Annotated in this window: 19 protein-coding genes; 7 read left to right on the top strand and 12 right to left on the bottom strand. The window is 66.9% G+C overall.

Annotation, left to right across the window (positions count from 1 at the left end; translation table 11 throughout):
* Positions 1–27 precede the first annotated feature (27 nt).
* A complete protein-coding gene (locus tag AC1DER_RS02970) occupies positions 28–1,326 on the bottom strand; it encodes a GAF domain-containing sensor histidine kinase (protein WP_477357643.1) in 1,299 nt (432 codons plus the stop codon).
* A 131-nt stretch (positions 1,327–1,457) separates the two neighbouring features.
* Here AC1DER_RS02970 and AC1DER_RS02965 point away from each other — a divergent pair, with 131 nt between their 5' ends.
* Complete coding sequence (locus AC1DER_RS02965; protein WP_477244037.1) at positions 1,458–1,757, top strand: hypothetical protein; 300 nt, start codon at positions 1,458–1,460, stop codon at positions 1,755–1,757.
* Positions 1,758–1,770: 13 nt separating this feature from the next.
* Here AC1DER_RS02965 and AC1DER_RS02960 read toward each other — a convergent pair whose 3' ends face one another.
* The 4 genes from AC1DER_RS02960 to AC1DER_RS02945 all read right to left on the bottom strand — a co-directional run bounded on the left by AC1DER_RS02960 (position 1,771) and on the right by AC1DER_RS02945 (position 5,509).
* Positions 1,771–2,709: a hypothetical protein gene (locus AC1DER_RS02960; protein WP_477244039.1), complete on the bottom strand. Its 939-nt coding sequence runs from the start codon at positions 2,707–2,709 to the stop codon at positions 1,771–1,773.
* A gap of 85 nt (positions 2,710–2,794) precedes the next feature.
* Positions 2,795–3,454 carry a glutathione S-transferase family protein gene (locus AC1DER_RS02955; RefSeq protein ID WP_477244041.1) on the bottom strand — a complete coding sequence of 220 codons (660 nt, stop codon included), beginning with the start codon at positions 3,452–3,454 and terminating at the stop codon, positions 2,795–2,797.
* A 64-nt stretch (positions 3,455–3,518) separates the two neighbouring features.
* Positions 3,519–4,337, bottom strand: a complete 819-nt coding sequence (locus AC1DER_RS02950) for a TIGR04325 family methyltransferase (RefSeq protein ID WP_477244043.1) — start codon at positions 4,335–4,337, stop codon at positions 3,519–3,521.
* An 83-nt stretch (positions 4,338–4,420) separates the two neighbouring features.
* A complete protein-coding gene (locus tag AC1DER_RS02945) occupies positions 4,421–5,509 on the bottom strand; it encodes a tetratricopeptide repeat protein (RefSeq protein ID WP_477244044.1) in 1,089 nt (362 codons plus the stop codon).
* 158 nt (positions 5,510–5,667) lie between these two features.
* On the opposite strand from AC1DER_RS02945, the gene AC1DER_RS02940 reads away from it, so the two are divergent.
* The gene (locus tag AC1DER_RS02940) at positions 5,668–5,934 is read left to right on the top strand and encodes a DksA/TraR family C4-type zinc finger protein (protein WP_477244045.1); all 267 of its coding nucleotides are present in this window, start codon (positions 5,668–5,670) and stop codon (positions 5,932–5,934) included.
* A 36-nt stretch (positions 5,935–5,970) separates the two neighbouring features.
* On the opposite strand, the gene AC1DER_RS02935 is transcribed toward AC1DER_RS02940, so the two are convergent.
* The 6 genes from AC1DER_RS02935 to AC1DER_RS02910 form a co-directional block, all read right to left on the bottom strand.
* Complete coding sequence (locus AC1DER_RS02935) at positions 5,971–6,339, bottom strand: VOC family protein (protein WP_441816010.1); 369 nt, start codon at positions 6,337–6,339, stop codon at positions 5,971–5,973.
* A 30-nt stretch (positions 6,340–6,369) separates the two neighbouring features.
* Positions 6,370–6,804 carry a YybH family protein gene (locus AC1DER_RS02930; protein ID WP_477244046.1) on the bottom strand — a complete coding sequence of 145 codons (435 nt, stop codon included), beginning with the start codon at positions 6,802–6,804 and terminating at the stop codon, positions 6,370–6,372.
* Between the two features lie 114 nt (positions 6,805–6,918).
* The gene (locus AC1DER_RS02925; RefSeq protein ID WP_477244048.1) at positions 6,919–7,464 is read right to left on the bottom strand and encodes a GNAT family N-acetyltransferase; all 546 of its coding nucleotides are present in this window, start codon (positions 7,462–7,464) and stop codon (positions 6,919–6,921) included.
* 82 nt (positions 7,465–7,546) lie between these two features.
* Positions 7,547–9,214, bottom strand: a complete 1,668-nt coding sequence (locus AC1DER_RS02920) for an FAD-dependent oxidoreductase (protein ID WP_477244050.1) — start codon at positions 9,212–9,214, stop codon at positions 7,547–7,549.
* A gap of 195 nt (positions 9,215–9,409) precedes the next feature.
* Positions 9,410–11,287, bottom strand: a complete 1,878-nt coding sequence (locus AC1DER_RS02915) for a M56 family metallopeptidase (RefSeq protein WP_477244052.1) — start codon at positions 11,285–11,287, stop codon at positions 9,410–9,412.
* Positions 11,280–11,669 (bottom strand): BlaI/MecI/CopY family transcriptional regulator, encoded by a 390-nt coding sequence (locus tag AC1DER_RS02910; protein WP_441816015.1) that lies wholly within the window; start codon positions 11,667–11,669, stop codon positions 11,280–11,282. Before AC1DER_RS02910 ends, AC1DER_RS02915 begins: the two co-directional genes overlap by 8 nt.
* Before the next feature lie 71 nt (positions 11,670–11,740).
* Between AC1DER_RS02910 and AC1DER_RS02905 the strand changes: the two genes are divergently transcribed.
* A complete protein-coding gene (locus tag AC1DER_RS02905) occupies positions 11,741–12,319 on the top strand; it encodes a hypothetical protein (RefSeq protein WP_477244055.1) in 579 nt (192 codons plus the stop codon).
* Positions 12,320–12,426: 107 nt separating this feature from the next.
* Positions 12,427–13,536, top strand: coding sequence for a serine hydrolase domain-containing protein (locus tag AC1DER_RS02900; RefSeq protein WP_477244057.1), 1,110 nt, complete (start codon positions 12,427–12,429; stop codon positions 13,534–13,536).
* Here the strand turns inward: AC1DER_RS02900 and AC1DER_RS02895 are convergent.
* On the bottom strand, positions 13,533–14,033 hold the full coding sequence (locus AC1DER_RS02895; RefSeq protein ID WP_477244059.1) for a VOC family protein: 501 nt from the start codon (positions 14,031–14,033) through the stop codon (positions 13,533–13,535). The two genes, AC1DER_RS02900 and AC1DER_RS02895, sit on opposite strands and share 4 nt — an antisense overlap.
* Before the next feature lie 208 nt (positions 14,034–14,241).
* On the opposite strand from AC1DER_RS02895, the gene AC1DER_RS02890 reads away from it, so the two are divergent.
* From AC1DER_RS02890 to AC1DER_RS02880, 3 genes are all read left to right on the top strand, one after another.
* Positions 14,242–14,610, top strand: coding sequence for a VOC family protein (locus AC1DER_RS02890; RefSeq protein ID WP_441816019.1), 369 nt, complete (start codon positions 14,242–14,244; stop codon positions 14,608–14,610).
* A 6-nt stretch (positions 14,611–14,616) separates the two neighbouring features.
* A complete protein-coding gene (locus AC1DER_RS02885; protein ID WP_477244061.1) occupies positions 14,617–15,327 on the top strand; it encodes a DNA alkylation repair protein in 711 nt (236 codons plus the stop codon).
* Positions 15,328–15,408: 81 nt separating this feature from the next.
* Positions 15,409–16,815: a M20/M25/M40 family metallo-hydrolase gene (locus AC1DER_RS02880; protein ID WP_477244063.1), complete on the top strand. Its 1,407-nt coding sequence runs from the start codon at positions 15,409–15,411 to the stop codon at positions 16,813–16,815.
* Positions 16,816–17,084 lie beyond the last annotated feature (269 nt).

Genomic DNA, 17,084 nt, shown 5'->3' with positions numbered 1-17,084 from the left:
GTAGGCACTCCGGCGCGAGGCGGGGGTTTACGCCGTCTGTGCGGCGCCTGCTCCGGTGCCTGCGAAGGCCGGCATCGCGACCAGCGGCATCTGGAACGTCACCTGCGTTCCCTGGTCGGCCGTGGAGGTCAGCTCCAGCGTGCCGCCGTGGGCGCGGGCGATCTCGGCGGCGATGAACAGCCCCAGCCCCAGGCCCGCGCTGTGCCCGTCTGGTGACAGGCGCTTGTGCGGCTCGAAGATGGTCGGCAACAGCGACGCCGGTATCGGCTCGCCGCCGTTGCGCACCTGCACGCGCAGCATGCCGCGCGCCTCGTCCGGATGGGTCGCATCGGGCGCATCGATCCTGGCATCGACTTCGATGGACTGGTCCGCGCCGCCGTAGGCGACGGCATTGACCAGCACATTTGCCAGCAACTGCTTCATGCGCTGGCGATCGCAATTGACCGCGCGGTCGATGGCGATCGACGACACGATCGAGCGTGACGGGTTGGTCGTCGCCACTTCCGCCACGACCCGTCGCAGATCGTCGCCCAGGTCGGCGCCGTGGGTGACGGCCAGCGGCATGCCGACGTCGAGCTGGCCGGCGGCAAAATCGAGGATGTCGCGGATCAGCCGGTCCATGCGCTGGCTGCAATCCTCCAGCTGCACGACCAGCGTGCGATCGTCGATGCCGATCGACGGCGACTGCTTGAGCAGGTAGAGGCCGGTGATGATGGCCTGCAGCGGATCGCGCATGTTCTGGCCGAGCGCGGTCACGAACTGCTCGCGCAGCACGGTCACCGCGGCGGCTTCCTTCAACGCGGCCTGGCTGTTGCTGAGGCGGTCTTCGATCTCGAGCTGGCGGCCGATCAGCTCGGCAAACAACTTGAGCGTGCCGACGATGTTCGGATCGTCGAGTTGGGCCGGCGCCGAGTCGATCGCGCACAGCGTGCCGAAGAATGAACCGTCGGTGCGGAAGATCGGAAGGGAGATGTAACTCTCCAGACCGTACAGGCGCGGCGTGTGATGCTGGCCATAGTGCGGATCGGTGCTGGCGTGGCCGAACACGACCGGCTGGTGATGCTGGCGGATCTCGTTGCAGATCGTGGTTTCCAGCGGCAACTCGCCACCGGGTTCGAGCGGGAAGCCGATGGCGTTGCGCACCGCGCAGGCGATCCACTGGCTGTCGGTCACCCGCGCCACGGCGGCGAAGCGCATGCCGGTCATGCGGGTGACCGCTTCGAGGATATTGGGGACGGCGGTGATGCGCGCGATTGCGTCGACGTCGGCAGCGATCGCCTTGCTGTTGATTGCCTTGCTGTCGCCTTCTTTGCCGTCGCGCCGCATGTCCGGGCCCCCAGCCTGGATGAGGCGTGACTCTAGCACCTGCATGACCGTGACCGGCGTTCGTTCAGGTGTGCACACCGGGATCACGCGGCTTTTGAAGACTGGTGACTCGTTCAGATTCTGGAGCCGCCATGGAACCCAGTGCCGTTGCCAATGCCGCCTATACGGCCAACAGCTTCCTGTGGATCTGCATGTTCATCTTCGCCCTGATCCTGTCGGTGCTGTGGATCCTGGTGCCATTCGCGGTATTCGGCATCAAGGGACTGCTGCGCCGCATCGCGCGCAGCCTGGAAGTGATCGAGCAGCAGAACGTCGATCTGCTGGCGCAGTACCGGCAAGCGCCGGGAGTGGCTGAGAGCGTGGTGTATCGCGATGTGCGGCCGGATGGAACGGTCGTGGTGCGCGAGGAGCGCACCGTGCCTCCGGCCTGAGCAACCGCCGTCCTCAGAATGCGATGCCCGGTCGCAGCAGCAGCTGGAACACCAGCAGCAGCGCGACCACGGCGAGCAGCAGCTTGAGGTTCGACGCCGCACCCGTGCCGCGTGCCGCCGGTACGCGCAGGCGCCATGCGCCGGTCTGCATCCACACGATTCCGATCAGTCCCACCAGTACCGGCAGCAGCACCACTTCGATTGCTTCGCGCGGCACGCGGAACGGGATCACCAGCAATGTTCCGAGGATCACCGGCAGCGTCGCCACCTGGAACATGAAGCGCGCGCGGGTGCCGGGCGTCGCGATCCGGACCGGATTGTCGGCCAGGGCAAGCAGCGGGCGTGCGAGCCAGGTTGCGGCCAGTGGCATCACGGCCAGGGCCAGCAGCGCGGCAATGGTCTTCGTCGTCGCGCCAAGCTGCAGGTAATCCATTGCCATGCCGACATCGCTGCCGGAACTCAATGCGCCGATCACGACCTGCGGCAAGGCCATGAACAGCCCGCAATAGGCCATCCAGATCAGGAACAGGCGCAGTGGCGTCGAGCTTGCCTTGCGCAGCAATGCCGCGCAGGCCAGTGCGGCGAGAACGGTGGCCACCGCGCCGGTCCCCTGGAACAGGGCGGCGAGCGGATTGTCGCCATTCCAGCTGTGGTTGTTGTGGAACAGCGTCGGATGCAGGCCAGGTGTCATCGCCTTGGGCAGCACCAGGAAAAGTTCCTGGATGAAGAACGTCAGGTTGAAGGCGATGGTGTAGAGCAGTGCCGAGTTGATCGTCAGCGCCACGTCCCAATCCGGTTTCGTCGCCGGTTTCGTCGCCGGTTTCGTCGCCGGATTCGTCACGGATTTCGTGGCGGCTGAGGTCTGGTGCGACTTGCCGGACAGGCCGGCCGCAGCCAGCACGGCCGGACCGGCCACCAGCACGATGGCAACTGCTGTTGCGATGACAACCATGTCGATCCCCGGCGGATTCCAGCATCCGCGAATCGGCGATCATCCCAGCTGGCCGTCTATGCCGCCAGCACCGTCCATGGGCCACTCAATCCCGATCCGGTGCGCCCAGCGGGAAGTAGGAGCGATAGGGCCGTGCCTCGTCGACGGCGCGCGCGAACGACGGCCGTGCCAGCAGGCGGCGCCGATAAGCGTGGACGGTGGGGAAGACATCGCCGATGGCGTGGGTCCAGTCAGCGTAGAACAGGAATGGCGCCGCGCCACAGTCGGCCAGGCTGAAGTCGCCGCCGGCGGCCCATTGCCGGCCCTGCAGCTTCTTCTCCAGCCAGGCGTAGGCGGTTTCGAGCATGGCGCGCGCTTCGGTCACGCCATAGGGATCGCGGTCCTGGGGCGGGCGAATCGCGTCGAACACCACCTTCTGCTGTGGCGTGGAGACGTAGTTGTCGAAGAACCGGTCCATCAGGCGCACTTCGAGGGCGGCGCGCGGATCACGCGGGATCAGCTCGACCGGGCCGGGATGGTACAAGGCCAGGTGCTCGATGATGCAGCTGGCCTCGATGATCGACTGGCCATCGTCGACCAGCACCGGGAAGCGGCGCATCGGCCACATCGCGGTGAGTTCGCGCATGGCCGGACCGTCGGGGTCGTCGAGCAGTCGGAATTCGAACGGGGTGTCGTTCTCGTACAGCGCCGTGAGGGCTTTCTGGCAGTACGAGGAGAAAGGGTGGGCGAACAGCTGCAGGGGCATCGATCAAACTCCAGGCTGGGGTATTGATGATGCGACGAATCAGGGGGGCGCGGATCGACATGCGCTAAGCGCGCCGGAAATAGAACCCCGAGTAGTGGCTGAGCGTGCAGCCGGGTTCGAACGGCACGGTCAGGTTGCGCTCCCAGGAGCTCCACTGGTCCTCGAGCTGGTAGCCCAGCTTCTCCATGGAGGCGATGAACTCCGGCTTGGCCTCGACCCGGTAGGGCAGCACCGCCTCGCCGATGTTCTGCAGCGTGATGAAGCCCCGCTGGGGGTGCATCGGCGTCATGTTGACCAATACGTGCGGCGGCGGTTCGTCCAGGCGCGCCAGCAGTTCCGGCAGCGTGTATTCGAGGTACTGCAGCGCGCCGCTGCTGATCAGCACATCGTGGCCGCTGGCGGCATCGGGGGTGTCGGCGAAGTCGAGCATTCGGTCCGGGTCGTACTCCTGCGCCCAGGCGCGGCCGGCATCGACCACCGCGGGCACGTCATGGACCCGCCACTCCATCGATTGCGGGTAGGTCAGGAACCGGCGGAAACCGTAGTAGCTCACGCCAATGTGGCCACCCAGGTCGAAGATGCGGTGGCGGCCCTGCGCAAGCAGGCGCGTCAGCCAGTGCACGACCGGATAGTCGCTGACGCGGATGCGCTCGTGTCGGTCCAGATAGAGGTTGCCGGTGGCCGGCTGGTCGTAGCTGGTGGGCAGCGACGGCGCGGCGGCCAGTGCCTGTTCGCGCGTTTGGAATGCGCCGAAGTACGAGTTGCCTTCGATGCAGGGCTTGCTGAAGGTGCGCCAGTACAGCGGTTTGCCGATGAGCCGCAGCACGGGCAGTTCCGCCGATTCGACGGCGATGCGGCGTAACTTCCTGGTGACCCAGTTCATGATGCGTCCCGTACTTTCCCCGTCCGTTACCTCTCAAACGCAATCGAAGCGCAAAACGGGACGGGCGACGGGGTGCCGGTGCATCAGTGGGTTTCGCGGGTCGCACCCGACAGGCTGTCGAGGCGGGCGCGGTAGGCGGCGCGCGTATCGCCATCGCTGAGGGCCTGGGCACGGGCCAGGGCCCTGGCGGCACGCCGGGTGTCGCCCACGCGCAGGTAGGTGCGCGCCAGGGCGCCGTAGAAGCGATGCTCGTCGCCGTACAGCTGGATCGCCCGCCGGTAGTGCTGGATGGCCAGCGCGTACTCGCCGGCGCGCTCGTGGTTCACCGCCAGCAGGAAGTGATGGAACGGGTCCTGCTGCTGCAGGCGCGCCAGGCGGCGACGGTACTCGGCTTCGAGCTTGGCATCGCCGCGCCGGTTCGCCAGCCCGGCCATGTTGAACAGGGCATTGGTGTTGTCGGGGTCCAGCGCGAGCGCCTTCCTGTAGTCACGCTCGGCCGTGTCTGCATCGCCGGAACGCACCGCCACCACGCCGGCATTGCTCCAGTGGTTGGCATAGCCCGGATCGAGCGCGATGGCCTGTTCCAGGTCGCGCCGGGCGACGTCCAGGTCCACGCGTTCCAGCGCGGCGATACCGAGGTTGTTGTAGTAGTGCGCCAGCAGGCGCGCCTCGGAGATGGGCACGGGCGGATTGCGCGACATGACCGCATCGCGGGCGACGTCGACGCTGTACTGTTTCCCGGAGGCGCGCGCGATCGCGTTGACGTGGTTGCTGCGATAGAGCGTGCCGTCCTCCTGGTGCCAGGCCAGGGTCTGTTCGATTTCCTGCGGCCTGGCGTCGATGCCGCCTTCGCGGGCGAGCGCGAGGAAGAGCAGGGTGAAGGTGAGGCAGTTCGCTTCGCGCGTGGCGTAGGCCTGGGCGACGGTGGTGGTCGCCGTTTCCTTGTAGGTCATGCCCAGGCCTTCGGCGCCGAACATGAAGTCGATGGTGCGTTCCAGCCGCGCCTGCTGAGAGGTGTGTCCGTCCAGCACCTCGGCGTGGAAGCGCGTCCGCAGTTCCGCAGGCAGCGCCATGATCTGTGCCGGCGGCGTGACGTCGGCAACGGTGGCTGCCGTGGCTGCCGGTTCGGGCGCGGCAAGCGCCAGCGTCGCGGCGAGTACCCAACTGAACATGGCCAGACCCTTCGCGCCAGCGGCGCAGGATGGGCTGGCTGGAGTTTAGTCCTGGCGGGGCGGGGTGGCGCGAGTGCACAACGTCATGCCGGGTTGTGCACATTGGTTCAGCCCCCCGGCGCTATGCTCCACCACCCCGATCCACAGGAGACGACCCCATGGCCACCGGTTGGGCAGGTGACGGCGCGGTCCAGGACCAGATCGACGCCACCATCAAGGACGCCATCCAGCGCGCCCGCAGCCAGCTCCCGCAGGGGCCTGGCCTGGAGCATTGCGAGGAGTGCGGCAAGCAGATTCCGGAAGCGCGGCGCAAGGCGGTGCCGGGCGTGCGTTTGTGCGTCGACTGCCAGCAGGCGCACGACGAGGAGCAGTCGGATCACAGCGGCTACAACCGCCGCGGCAGCAAGGACAGCCAGCTGCGCTGACCCGCTCGCGCGCAGCCCGCCTCGCGGGCGCGCGCCTCACTTCATCGAATGCAGGCCGAACATGTTGCCTTCGGTGTCGATGGCCAGGGCGATGAAGCCGTACTCGCCGATCGAGAACTTCTCCTTGAAGACCGTGCCGCCGTTGCCGGCCACGCGCGCGGCTTCGACCGCGCAGTCGTCACTGATGAAGTAGACCAGGGTGCTGTTGCCACCGGAGGGGAAGCCTTCCATGTAGACGAGCGAGCCGGCGGCGCCGGGCTGGTCGGGCTGCATCGGGAAGGCCCACATCTCGATGCCGGGACTTTCCAGCTTCTCCAGTTTCCGCGCCAGCACGGCTTCGTAGAACGCCCGCGCGCGCGCCATGTCCTGCACGTAGATTTCGAACCAGCCAACGGGATTGCTCATGGGTATCTCCCGGGTAAATGCTGCGTGGTGTCATTCCGTCCGCTTCAGGACGGCCTTGAGGGTGCCGTGGTCCACCGGCGCGGAGGTGTGCTCGTGGACGATCTTCCAGCCGTTGCCGCGCTTGCGCAGCGCCATCGTGATGCGGTTGCTGAGCGAGCGCAGCACGCTGCCGTCGCTGGCGGTCGCGGTGTAGGTGAGCAGTGCGTGGCCGATGGCGAGGTCGTCGACCCGGTACGAGTCCGCCTGGTCGAAGGTGACGACGACCGTTTCCTCGCCGATCGACGAGAACCACCCGGTCACCATCCGGCGCCAACCGTCGAGTCCGTTCTGCGACCACGGCCCCCACAGGTCGAAGGCATGCAAGTGCGTGTCGTACAGCTGCAGGAATGCGTCGCCGTCCTTGGCGCGGACGGCCGCGCTGTAGCCCTGCAGCGCCTGCAGGAACGGATCATCCACTTGCGGCATGGAAACCTGCGTTATCGAAACGTCCGTCATCGAATCGGCATCTCCGCGGGGGTGGGGATCGATTCTGGCGGCCGTGGCGTAGGGCGGCGTGAGCAGCCGGTCAGTCCCGGCCGGTCAATCCTGTCGCAGCGGCGTGTTCAAGAGGTCGAGCGAGGAGATCGAGCGAGGAGATCGAGCGAGGAGATCGAGCGAGTAGAAGCGTGTGCCGGCCACGTGCGTGTTGTTGTACGGCGGGGTCTCGACGAAACCGAGGCGGCGGTACAGCGCCTGCGCCGATTCCATGCTCGCCAGCGTGTCCAGGCGCAGTTCGCGATAGCCGGCCTGGCGGGCGGATTCGATCACCGCTTCGACCAGGCGCCTGCCGAGTCCAATGCCCTGGTATGCGGGACGGACGTAGAGGCGCTTCATCTCGCCGGTCGATGCGTCCAGCGGTCGCAGTGCGACGCAACCGGCGATGACGTCGCCGACCTGCGCCAGCAGCAGCGCGCCGAGAGGCGGCACGTACGGCGATGGCAGGGCCGCGAGCTCTGATGTGAAACCCTGATACTCGAGATCTGTCCCGATCGCGTCCGCGTACTCGCGATACAGCATCCGCGCCGTGGCGACGAGGTCGGAATCGCGAACCTGCGTGAGCGTGAGGGAGTTGCCGAACGGTTCCATCTGCCTGGGTCCTTCCGGGCGTCAGCGACGCACGGTCGCGACGCTATCACCGGCGCCGGAGAGCGGACAAGGGCCGGAAGGCTCAGCCTAGAAAGGGCGCGGCCTGCTCCAGGCGCATGCGCAGCTGCTCGGCCAGGCGCAGGCTCAGGGCGATGATGGTGAACGTGGGGAACGCCCAGCTGCCGGTCGGGAACACCGAGCTGCCGGCGATGTGCAGGTTGCCGATGCCGTGTACCTGGCAGTTGCGGTCGACCACGCCCAGTTCCGGCGCATCGGCCATGCGCGTAGTGCCCATGTGGTGGGACGTGCCAAATACCTGCGGCACGCCGTTTTCCTCCTCCAGCCACGGCTCGGGGCGGAACTCGCCCTTGCTCACCCGAGCCATCTCGGCACCGAACAGCTTGGCGGCCGTTCGATAGGTGTGGCGGTCCAGTTCGGTCAGGCGCCAGTCGACGCTGACCTTGCGCAGGCCCAGGGCGTCGCGCTCCTCGCCCAGGGTGATGCGGCTGTCGTGGTTGGGCACCTGCTCGAAGTAGCCGACCAGGTCCACGCGCTCGGTCTTCACCGTCGGCTTGCGGGTGAGCTTGCGGCCGAAGGCCTTGGCGATGTCGGCCGCACCCAGTCCTGCGCGCAGGGTCAACGATGCGATGTCGTCCCCGGACGGACGCGAATTGGCGATGTAGTCCGGCTCACCGTTCTTGCGGCCGCACACGCGCGCCTTGATCTCCCAGTTATCGTCATTGCGGCGCGCGCGCATGATCGCGCGCAGGTCGCGCAATGCCTGCAGGCCTACGGGCACGGGTTCCTGGAAGGCGAACGGCCGGACGCGGCCGCTGAGGATGCGGTGCTCGCGCTGGGCTTCGTCGGACAGGCAGATCTCCGGGTGCGCCTGCGGCTTGCCCTTGGGCACGTTGCGATCGTAGGGGCGGATCACCGCTTCCGGATCGGCGGTGTAGAGCGCGCCCAGCTTGCCGCTGGGATGGTCCATGAAGTAGCGGCCGACCAGGTCGTGGTCGTTGCCCAGCCCATTGGGCCGGACCGAGTTGGACGACAGCAGCAGGCGCGCGTTCTCGATGCCGCCGCAGGCCAGCACGAAGTGGCGCGCGCGGATCACGCCGCGATGGCCGTCGAGCGTACCGATGCGGGCCTGGCGTACCGCCGCGCCCGACGGCAGCGCTTCGAGTTCGAGCAGGTTGGCGTGCAGCAGAACGGTGATGTTGGCGGCGCGGTCGAACTCGGTCCGATAGGCCTGGCCGAAGATCATCGGGCTGCTGGCGAAGGTCTTGTGCACCAGCGAGTCGCCGTCGAAGGGCAGGGTCTTGCGCGACGAGGGCGTCAGGAAGCTGTCCTCGTTGAAGTCATGCGACTCCAGGCCGCAGAAAGTGCGGGCGCGGACGTAGTGCGGTTCAAGGTCGGCGAAGCCGATCGGCCAACCGCTGTGCGGCACCCAGTCGCGCGCGGCCAGGTTGGCCAGCGGAATGCAGCCGCGGCCCCACAGGTTGCAGGTGCCGCCAAAGGCGCGCAGGCGCGAGGCGCCAGGGTCGAATTCGGGGACGCCGACCGAGGAGCCTTCGAACAGCGCCTGGTTGCGCATGTCGGCATCGAGGCCGCCGCCTTCAACCACGCACACGTTTACTTGTGAGCCCAGGAAAGACCAGGCAATGGCGAGTCCGGCGGCACCGGCGCCAATGATGCAGATGTCCGCTTCAACGTCGGCGGGCGACGTGGCCTTTCGGTAGTCGAAGATCAATTCGGGGCCCCTTGTGCGTGTGACGCGGGCACAAGGCGGTTGCCTGCCCCCGGGTCTGCTGTAGCTATTCAACGTAGCCAAGGGCAGGGAGGGGACAGTGCACCGCGGCGCTGACGGCCGCGGTGCTCATGCCAAATCGTTATGTCCTGCGACATCAGGTGGGCGGGTGCGCCAGGCACCCGCCCACCTGGTGCGTTACTGCGCGCTGTACGTCGGCGCCGGAAGGGCCAGTCCCCTGGCGATGGCATCGTCGATCAGCTTGCGCGTCTCGGCCTCGGCCTTGGCGACGACCTTTTCATGCTGTGCGCCAAGCACATCCATCTGCGCGCCCAGCGCCTCCATCGGCTTGCCGGCTTCTTCCATCTGCCGGCCCAGGGCCTCCATCGGGGCGGACTGCGCGTCCATGCGGCGGGACTGCGCGTCCATGATCCGGGACTGCGCGTCCATCTGCCGGCCCAATGCATCCTGCTGTTGCGATAGAGCGTCCATCTTGCGCGAGAGCTCGTCCATCCCGGCCGCGTTGGCGCCGACCATCTCGGCGGCCAGTTGCGCCTGCTTGGCGGCAAAGCCGGTCTGCTGTTTTGCCAGGGTTTCCATCTGCCGGGTGGCGGCGTCCATCGCCGCGGTGGGCCCGCTGTGCTCGCTGAGCTTTTCCATCTGCGTGCCGAGCGCGCTCATCTTGTCGCCGTGCACTTCCATCTGGTCGCCGAGCACTTCCATCTGCTTGCCGATCTTGTCGCTGTCGCGCCACGCTTCGCGGGTCTTGGCGACGGTCGCCGCATCGACGATCACGTAGGACTTGCCGCCGCGGCGGAACCAGACAAAGTCGCCCTGCAGGCTGCGCTTGGCGGACCGGATCTGCGGCAGGTCGTCGGTGGACCCGGACATGGTGATGCCGTCGCGGTCCTGGCTGATCAGCGCATAGGCCTCCTGCGTTGCGCCGGTGTGCAGGTTCGCCGAATTCACGCGGGTGACCGTGGAGGATGTCTTCTCCGCGGGCTTCTTCTGCGTGCCCGGCACGGCGGTGGCGGCCTTGGCCGGCGCGACCGGGGTGCTGATCTGGGCGTGGGCATAGAAGGCCAGGCAGGCGGCAGCCAGGCCGATCAGGGGGAAGGCGACGCGGCCGCTGGCGGCGCGGTGGCCGGGGCGGACAAGCTGTTCGATGCGGGACATCAGGTGGCCTCCATGGGCGGCTTGGGCAAGGTGCGGGTGTGGGACGGTCGGGTGTGTGCGGGAAACGCGGGTGAGGTCGGACAGTTCGGACAGGGCCAGGGCGAGGCGACGGGGTTCGCCGGTCACGGTTGCGGCGAGCTGGTCGGCAATGTGCTCGCGCTCGATGCGGATCCGGCGCGACAGCCACCACGTCACCGGGTGGTAGAACAGCAGCGCCTCGACCACGCCCTGCAGCAGGTTGACGAGGTAGTCGTGGCGGCGGACGTGCGCAAGCTCGTGCGCCAGCAGCGCCTCGACCAGATCGACCGGCATGCGCATCAGCAACGCGGACGGCAGCAGCACCACCGGGCGCAACCAGCCTGCCGACGCCGGCGAGTCGAGGCCATCGACCAGGCGCAGGACGACTTGGCCGTGGATGCCAAAGCGCGTGGCGAGCGCATCCAGTCGGACCTGCCAGGATGCATGCGCCGCGCTTTGCGGCAGCGAGCGCAGGCGCTGGATCCAGACCAGGCCCACTGCCATGCGCAACGACAGGGTGCAGGCACCGGCGGACCAGACCACCACGATCCAGGGCATGGCGGCATCGATGCGGGCCGGCCACAGGGACTCGATGGGCAGCGAGGTGGCCGAAGCAATGAGCAGTTGCGGCGACGATGCACCAGTGGTGATCGCGAGCGGGGCCAGCGGATTGGTCGCGGCGATCATCAGTGCCAGATGCAACGACGGCACCAGCACGCAGGCGAGCAGGGCGGCACAGGCCACTGCATAGCGCAGTTGCGGACGCGCGGCATGCAGTAATTGCAGTGCCAGTGCCGCGACCAGGCCGATCAGCGCGCCCTGCCAGACGAAGTGCAGCAGTGCCCGGCCCAGCAGCGGGACCAGGACGGAGGAATCAGGCATCGGGATTCTCCTTGAGGAAGCGCTTGATCTCCTCGCGTTCCTTGTCGGTCACGTGGTCGCTCAGGGCGGCCAGCACCAGGTCCTTGCCGGAGCCGGCGAAGACTTTCTGGATGAGGTCCTTGAGCAGGTTGGTCTGCAGTGCATCGCGTTCGTGGGCGGCGGCGTAGACGTGCGAGCGCTGGCTCTCGTCACGGGTCAGCAGGCCCTTGCCGTGCATGATCTGCATCAGCCGCAGCACGGTGGCGTAGGTCAGCTCCGGCCGCTCTTGCACACGCTGCGCGTGCACGTCCTTCACCGTCGATGGACCCAGGCGCCAGATCGCACGCAGCAGGTCGAGCTCGGCAGCGGTGGGCTTGGGCGGTTTGCTCGCTTTGCGGGTCATGTGGCGGTCGCGATGGGTGGGCTGATCAAACCGTAAATCAAGTAGACCGGATTGTCTAGACAGAATTGTCTATGTCTAAAGTCATGGTGCCGAATGTCGGGAGGCGGCCACGGCGGGGCGGAATGGGCCTACGATCGGCGCGCTTCCAACCCTTCCCGCAGGAGTCCGGCATGTCCTTGCATGTGCAACGCCCCGTTGAATGGCTTCAGGTGGTCCTGGGCGGCCTGATCGTCGCCATCGGCGACATCGCGTTTGCCACTTCAGTCTGGTTCTCCTGGGATGCAGCCGGGATCGAAAAGGTTTTCCAGACGATCGCAGTGGGCGTGTTGGGCAAAGCCAGCTATGACGGCGGCATCCAGGCGGCATTGCTGGGTGCGAGCCTGCACGTGTTGATGGCCACGTCCTTCGTGGTGATCTACACCTTGGCCGCACGGCGTTCGCCGGGGCTGCTGCGCCGGCCGTTCGTGCTTGGGCTGCTGTACGGGGTGGTGCTGTATGTGGTGATGAACTTCGTGGTGATGCCGCTGTCGCGGGTGGGGCGCTCGCCGTCACTGGCGCATCTGGACACGATCACCCTGAGCGTCATCGCGCACATGGTGTTCGGCGTGGTGTGCGTGCTGTTTGCGAGGCGGGCGCTGGCGCGGCGCTGAGCGGGGACCGATCGCGGGAAATGGCGGGGCGGTGCAACCGCCGGCCCGCAGCCCGTCTCCCTGTCAGGCGATGGGTGGCCGTTTGCCGCCCTCCCACGGAGTCCGCGATGAAGCCGTCCCTGATGCTGCGTGCCCTTTTGCCGGCACTGTTGTTGTCGTCGATCGCCGCGGCACAGCCGCCAACGGCGCAGGCGCCTGAGGCCTTCATCGCCGACTACGCCGGCAAGCACCAGTTCAATGGCACGGTGCTGGTGAAGCAGCGCGGCGAAGTGGTGTACTCGGGCAGCTTCGGCGAGGCCAACCGGGCTTTCGCCGTGCCCAATACACGGCAGACGAAATACCGCATCGCCTCGATCACCAAGCTGTTCACCGCCACGCTGGTGATGCAGCTGGTCGAACAGGGGCGGCTGGATCCCGAGCGCACCATCGCCACCTACCTGCCGGACTACGCCGGGCCGGCCGCGCAGCGCGTGACCGTGCACCAGCTGCTCAACCACACCTCCGGCATCGACAACATGGACAAGGTGACCAGCGCCGAGCAGGCCATCAGCGAAGGCATACCCGCCTACCAGCATCCCTGGAGCAGCGACCAGCTGCTGGCGCGCTTCGCCAGCGGGCCGCTGGTGCACGAGCCGGGCAAGGTGTTCGACTACAACAACGGCGACTACGTGATCCTGGGCAAGATCGTCGAACGCCTGCAGGGCAAGCGTTTCGACGAGGTGCTCAATGAGCGCATCCTGCAGCCACTGGGCATGACCGACAGCGGCATGCTCTACCAGCACGACATCGTCGAAGGCCTGGCCAGCACCTACTTCATGCGCGACGATCTCGGTCGCCTGGTCAACGACCTGCCGGTCTATCCGGAGAACTGGTACGCCGCCGGCGCGATGTACGCCACCGCCGACGACGTCCTCAAGTTTTCCGACGCGCTGTTCTCCGGTCGCCTGCTCAAGCCGGCCACGCTGGCGACGATGTTCACCCCCGGCCTGGATGACTACGGCTACGGCCTGTGGTCGTACACCACCAAGGTGGACGGCAAGCCTTACCGCGTGGTGAAGCGCCCCGGGCAGATCATGGGCGCGCAGAGCCAGCTGTACCGCTTCCTCGACGAAGACCTGACGGTGGTGATCCTGAGCAACACCGGCACCACCGATCTCGACGAGTTCGTCGCCGCGATCGGCAAGCGCTACCTGACGGCGAGGCAGGCCCGGCGCTAGGAGTTCGCCGCCCGGCGCACTTCGTTCAGGTCGATCTTCTTCATCTCCATCATCGCCGCCATCGCCTTGCCGGAACGGGCCGGGTCCGGATCGTTGAGCAGGTCGATCATCTCCGTCGGCACGATCTGCCAGGACACGCCGTACTTGTCCTTGAGCCAGCCGCACTGCTGCGCGGCAGGGTCGCCGCCGGCAGTCAGCTTGCTCCAGAAGTAATCGACCTCGTCCTGCGACTTGCAATTGACGAACAGCGACACGGCTTCGTTGAACTTGAAGTGCGGGCCGCCGTTGAGCGCGACCATCTGCGTTCCGTCGAGCTGGAACTCGATGGTCAACACGGTGCCCACCGGGCGACCGGAGCCTTTCGAGGAGGCTTCGTCGTAACGCAGGGTCCGTCCGATGCCTGAATCGGGAAAGATCGACGTGTAGTAATGGGCGGCCTCTTCGGCTTGCGAGTCGAACCAGAGGAACGGGGTGATTCGCTGGAAACGCTGGGTCATGATCGAACTCCTGTCTGGCGTGGGAATGGCACTCGTCGCAGCTGGCATTGGACATGCCGCCGCAGCGACAGATCGAAGGCCAGTCTCCTGTAACGACGATTGGGCAACCGTGAAATCGACATCGCGAAGTGATGCCGTTCCAGGTCATTGACGCAGGCAGATCCGGGGCGTATGACCGGGCGTTCATGTCAGCCATGGAGATCAGGCAATGCTCAAGAAGGTCGCTTTCACCATGTACCCGGTCAGCGACGTGGCGCGTGCGCGGGACTTCTACGAGAACGCGCTCGGCCTCACCGCCGGATCGGTCGGCAACCAGGGTGACCAGTACTGGGTCGAATACGATCTGCCGGGCGGGGGCTGCATCGCCCTGACCAACTTCACTGCCGACAAGCCCAGCAGTTCGGCGGGTGGAACGATCGCCGTGGAAGTCGAGGATCTCGACCAGCTCATCGCCAGCCTCAAGGCGCGCGGCGTGACCTTCCTGGGCGACATGATCCACAGCCCGGTGTGCCGGATGGCGGTGTGCCTGGACAGCGAGGGCAACTCGCTTCTGCTGCATCAGCTCAAGGCGAAGTAGTCCGCGATGCAGGCGCCGCTGCAGGCACGGCTGGATGACGCCCTGCAGGCGCTGCGCAGGCGTGCCAGCAAGGCGACCCGCGACGGCATGACGCGCTACGCCATCCCCGGCGATCACGCCATCGGCGTGGCGATGAAGGACATCCAGGCCGTGGCCAAGGCGATCGGCCACGACCACGCGCTGGCGCAGGCGCTATGGGATACCGGCATCTACGAGGCGCGCACGCTGGCCGCCTACGTCGACGATCCCGCGCAGGTCACCGCGGCGCAGATGGATCGCTGGTGCAAGGATTTCGACAACTGGGCGATCGTCGACACCGTCTGCTTCGTCCTGTTCGACCGTTCGCCGCATGCCTGGCCCAAGGTCGTGCAATGGTCGGGCAAGCGCGCCGAGCTGCAGCGGCGCGCGGCATTCGCGCTGATGGCAAGCCTGGCCCTGCACGGCCGCCTTGCCGACGAAAGCGCCTACGTCGAAGGCCTGGGCCTGATCGAGCGCGCGGCCGGTGACGAGCGCAATTTCGTGATCAAGGGCGCAAGTTGGGCGCTGCGTTCGATCGGCCGCCGCAGCGCGGACCTGCACGCGAAGTCAGTCGCCCTTGCGGGCCGCCTGGCACAATCCGAGGTCGCCTGTGAGCGCTGGCTGGGCAAGGACGCGCTGCGTGACCTGGGCAAGCCGGCGGTGGCGCAGCGGTTCACCGCGACCGGTCGGAAGCGGTAAGGGGAGGGGGCCTTCCGGCCTTTGCTGCGGCGGTGGCGGCGCGTCTACACTCGGGCAAATCCGACCGCCGAGACCTGCCTGATGAAGCTACGCGCTGCGACCACCCTGATCGTGCTCTCCGGCCTGTACGGCCTTGCCCTTCCTGCCGTTGCAGCCAAGCCCGTGGTCGATGCGAAGACGCACGACAAGGCGGTCGAGCTGCTCGGCAAGGGCGTCGGCTTCCGCACCGTGGCGGGGCAGGGTCAGGTGCCGGCCTACGCCGAGTACCTGGCCGCGCAGCTGAAGGCCGGTGGCTTTGCCGCCGACGACGTGCAGGTGCAGATGCAAGGCGACACCGCTGCCCTGGTCGCGCGTTATCGCGGCACCGGTGGCAAGCGCCCGATCCTGCTGTCGGCGCACATGGACGTGGTCGAGGCCAAACCGGCGGACTGGACCCGCGATCCGTTCAAGATGGTCACCGAGGGTGGTTACTTCTACGGCCGCGGCGTCCTCGACAACAAGTTCGATGTCTCGGTGATCGTGGCTACGTTGCTGCGGTTGAAGGCCGAAGGCTTCAAGCCCTCGCGCGACATCATCCTGGCCCTGTCAGGCGATGAAGAATCCGCCATGTCGACCACGCGCGCGCTGAGCAAGCAGTTCCCGGATGCCGAGTTGCTGCTCAATGGCGATGCCGGCGGCGGCACGCTGTCGGCGAGCGACAAGCCAGTGGCCTACAACCTGCAGGCAGCGGAAAAGACCTATGCCACGGTCACCATCGAGGTGACCAATCCGGGTGGGCACAGCAGCCGCCCGCACGCGGAAAATGCCATCTATGACCTTGCCTCGGCGCTGCAGAGGCTGGCTGCGTACCAGTTCCCGGCGCAGGCCGACGAGCTGACGACCGCCTTCTTCAAGGCCACCGGCAAGCAGACCGCCGGTCCGCTCGGCCAGGCGATGCTGCGCTTTGCCGACAATCCCAGGGACGCCGACGCGATCAAGGTGCTCGCCGCCGATCCCGAATACGTCGGCATGATCCGCACGACCTGCGTGGCGACGATGCTCTCGGGCGGGCACGCCGAGAACGCATTGCCGCAGCGGGCCACCGCGACGGTGAACTGCCGCATCTTCCCGGGCGTCGCGGTGGAGGACGTGCGCCGCCAGATTGCCGACGTCGTGATCGATCCGTCGGCGAAGTACCCGCCGAAGGTGAAGATCATCGGCGAGCCGACGCAGAGCCCGGCTTCGCCGCTGCGCGATGACGTGATGCAGGCGGTGCGCAAGGCGGTCGATCGCCGCCAGCCCGGCCTGCCGATCGTGCCGCAGATGTCGCCCGGCGCCACCGACAGCCTGCATTTCCGCGCCGAAGGCATCCCGTCCTACGGTGTGTCGGGCCTCTACATGCGTCCTTCCGACGACTTCGCGCATGGCTTGAACGAGCGCGTTCCGGTGTCGGCCCTGGATGGCGATCTCGATCATTGGCATGTGCTGCTGACCGAGCTGACGCGCTGAAGACAACGGGGGCCAGAAGGCCCCCACGCAGTGCCCACACGCACGTGATGCGGTGGGCACGCGGATAGCAATCGGCTATCGATTTGGCGGCGCACGTCCCTGGTGCAGTGCCGCGATGAACCGCCAGACCCGGTCAAGTCACGCGAGTGCCTGCCAGCCATCACGGGTCATTCACTTCGCGAACACGAACATCGACCGCGTTGTTCCCGTGGACGTACCCGCATTCAACTGCGCGCCGGATGTTCGGCGGGCGTCCCGGTTTGCCTGTT

Source organism: Lysobacter sp. 05T417 (genome assembly GCF_056396405.1).
Note: the sequence above shows the minus strand (reverse complement) of the source record. Positions and strands in the feature narration are given on the sequence as shown.

Coding starts and splice junctions, on each gene's coding strand:
- AC1DER_RS02880 (WP_477244063.1), top strand. CDS start 15,409: ATGAAGCTACGCGCTGCGACCACCCTGATCGTGCTCTCCGGCCTGTAC.
- AC1DER_RS02895 (WP_477244059.1), bottom strand. CDS start 14,033: ATGACCCAGCGTTTCCAGCGAATCACCCCGTTCCTCTGGTTCGACTCG.
- AC1DER_RS02925 (WP_477244048.1), bottom strand. CDS start 7,464: ATGGAACCGTTCGGCAACTCCCTCACGCTCACGCAGGTTCGCGATTCC.
- AC1DER_RS02930 (WP_477244046.1), bottom strand. CDS start 6,804: ATGCCGCAAGTGGATGATCCGTTCCTGCAGGCGCTGCAGGGCTACAGC.
- AC1DER_RS02960 (WP_477244039.1), bottom strand. CDS start 2,709: ATGGTTGTCATCGCAACAGCAGTTGCCATCGTGCTGGTGGCCGGTCCG.
- AC1DER_RS02955 (WP_477244041.1), bottom strand. CDS start 3,454: ATGCCCCTGCAGCTGTTCGCCCACCCTTTCTCCTCGTACTGCCAGAAA.
- AC1DER_RS02965 (WP_477244037.1), top strand. CDS start 1,458: ATGGAACCCAGTGCCGTTGCCAATGCCGCCTATACGGCCAACAGCTTC.
- AC1DER_RS02915 (WP_477244052.1), bottom strand. CDS start 11,287: ATGCCTGATTCCTCCGTCCTGGTCCCGCTGCTGGGCCGGGCACTGCTG.
- AC1DER_RS02935 (WP_441816010.1), bottom strand. CDS start 6,339: ATGAGCAATCCCGTTGGCTGGTTCGAAATCTACGTGCAGGACATGGCG.
- AC1DER_RS02910 (WP_441816015.1), bottom strand. CDS start 11,669: ATGACCCGCAAAGCGAGCAAACCGCCCAAGCCCACCGCTGCCGAGCTC.
- AC1DER_RS02890 (WP_441816019.1), top strand. CDS start 14,242: ATGCTCAAGAAGGTCGCTTTCACCATGTACCCGGTCAGCGACGTGGCG.
- AC1DER_RS02950 (WP_477244043.1), bottom strand. CDS start 4,337: ATGAACTGGGTCACCAGGAAGTTACGCCGCATCGCCGTCGAATCGGCG.
- AC1DER_RS02905 (WP_477244055.1), top strand. CDS start 11,741: ATGTCTAAAGTCATGGTGCCGAATGTCGGGAGGCGGCCACGGCGGGGC.
- AC1DER_RS02885 (WP_477244061.1), top strand. CDS start 14,617: ATGCAGGCGCCGCTGCAGGCACGGCTGGATGACGCCCTGCAGGCGCTG.
- AC1DER_RS02945 (WP_477244044.1), bottom strand. CDS start 5,509: ATGTTCAGTTGGGTACTCGCCGCGACGCTGGCGCTTGCCGCGCCCGAA.
- AC1DER_RS02970 (WP_477357643.1), bottom strand. CDS start 1,326: ATGCGGCGCGACGGCAAAGAAGGCGACAGCAAGGCAATCAACAGCAAG.
- AC1DER_RS02940 (WP_477244045.1), top strand. CDS start 5,668: ATGGCCACCGGTTGGGCAGGTGACGGCGCGGTCCAGGACCAGATCGAC.
- AC1DER_RS02900 (WP_477244057.1), top strand. CDS start 12,427: ATGAAGCCGTCCCTGATGCTGCGTGCCCTTTTGCCGGCACTGTTGTTG.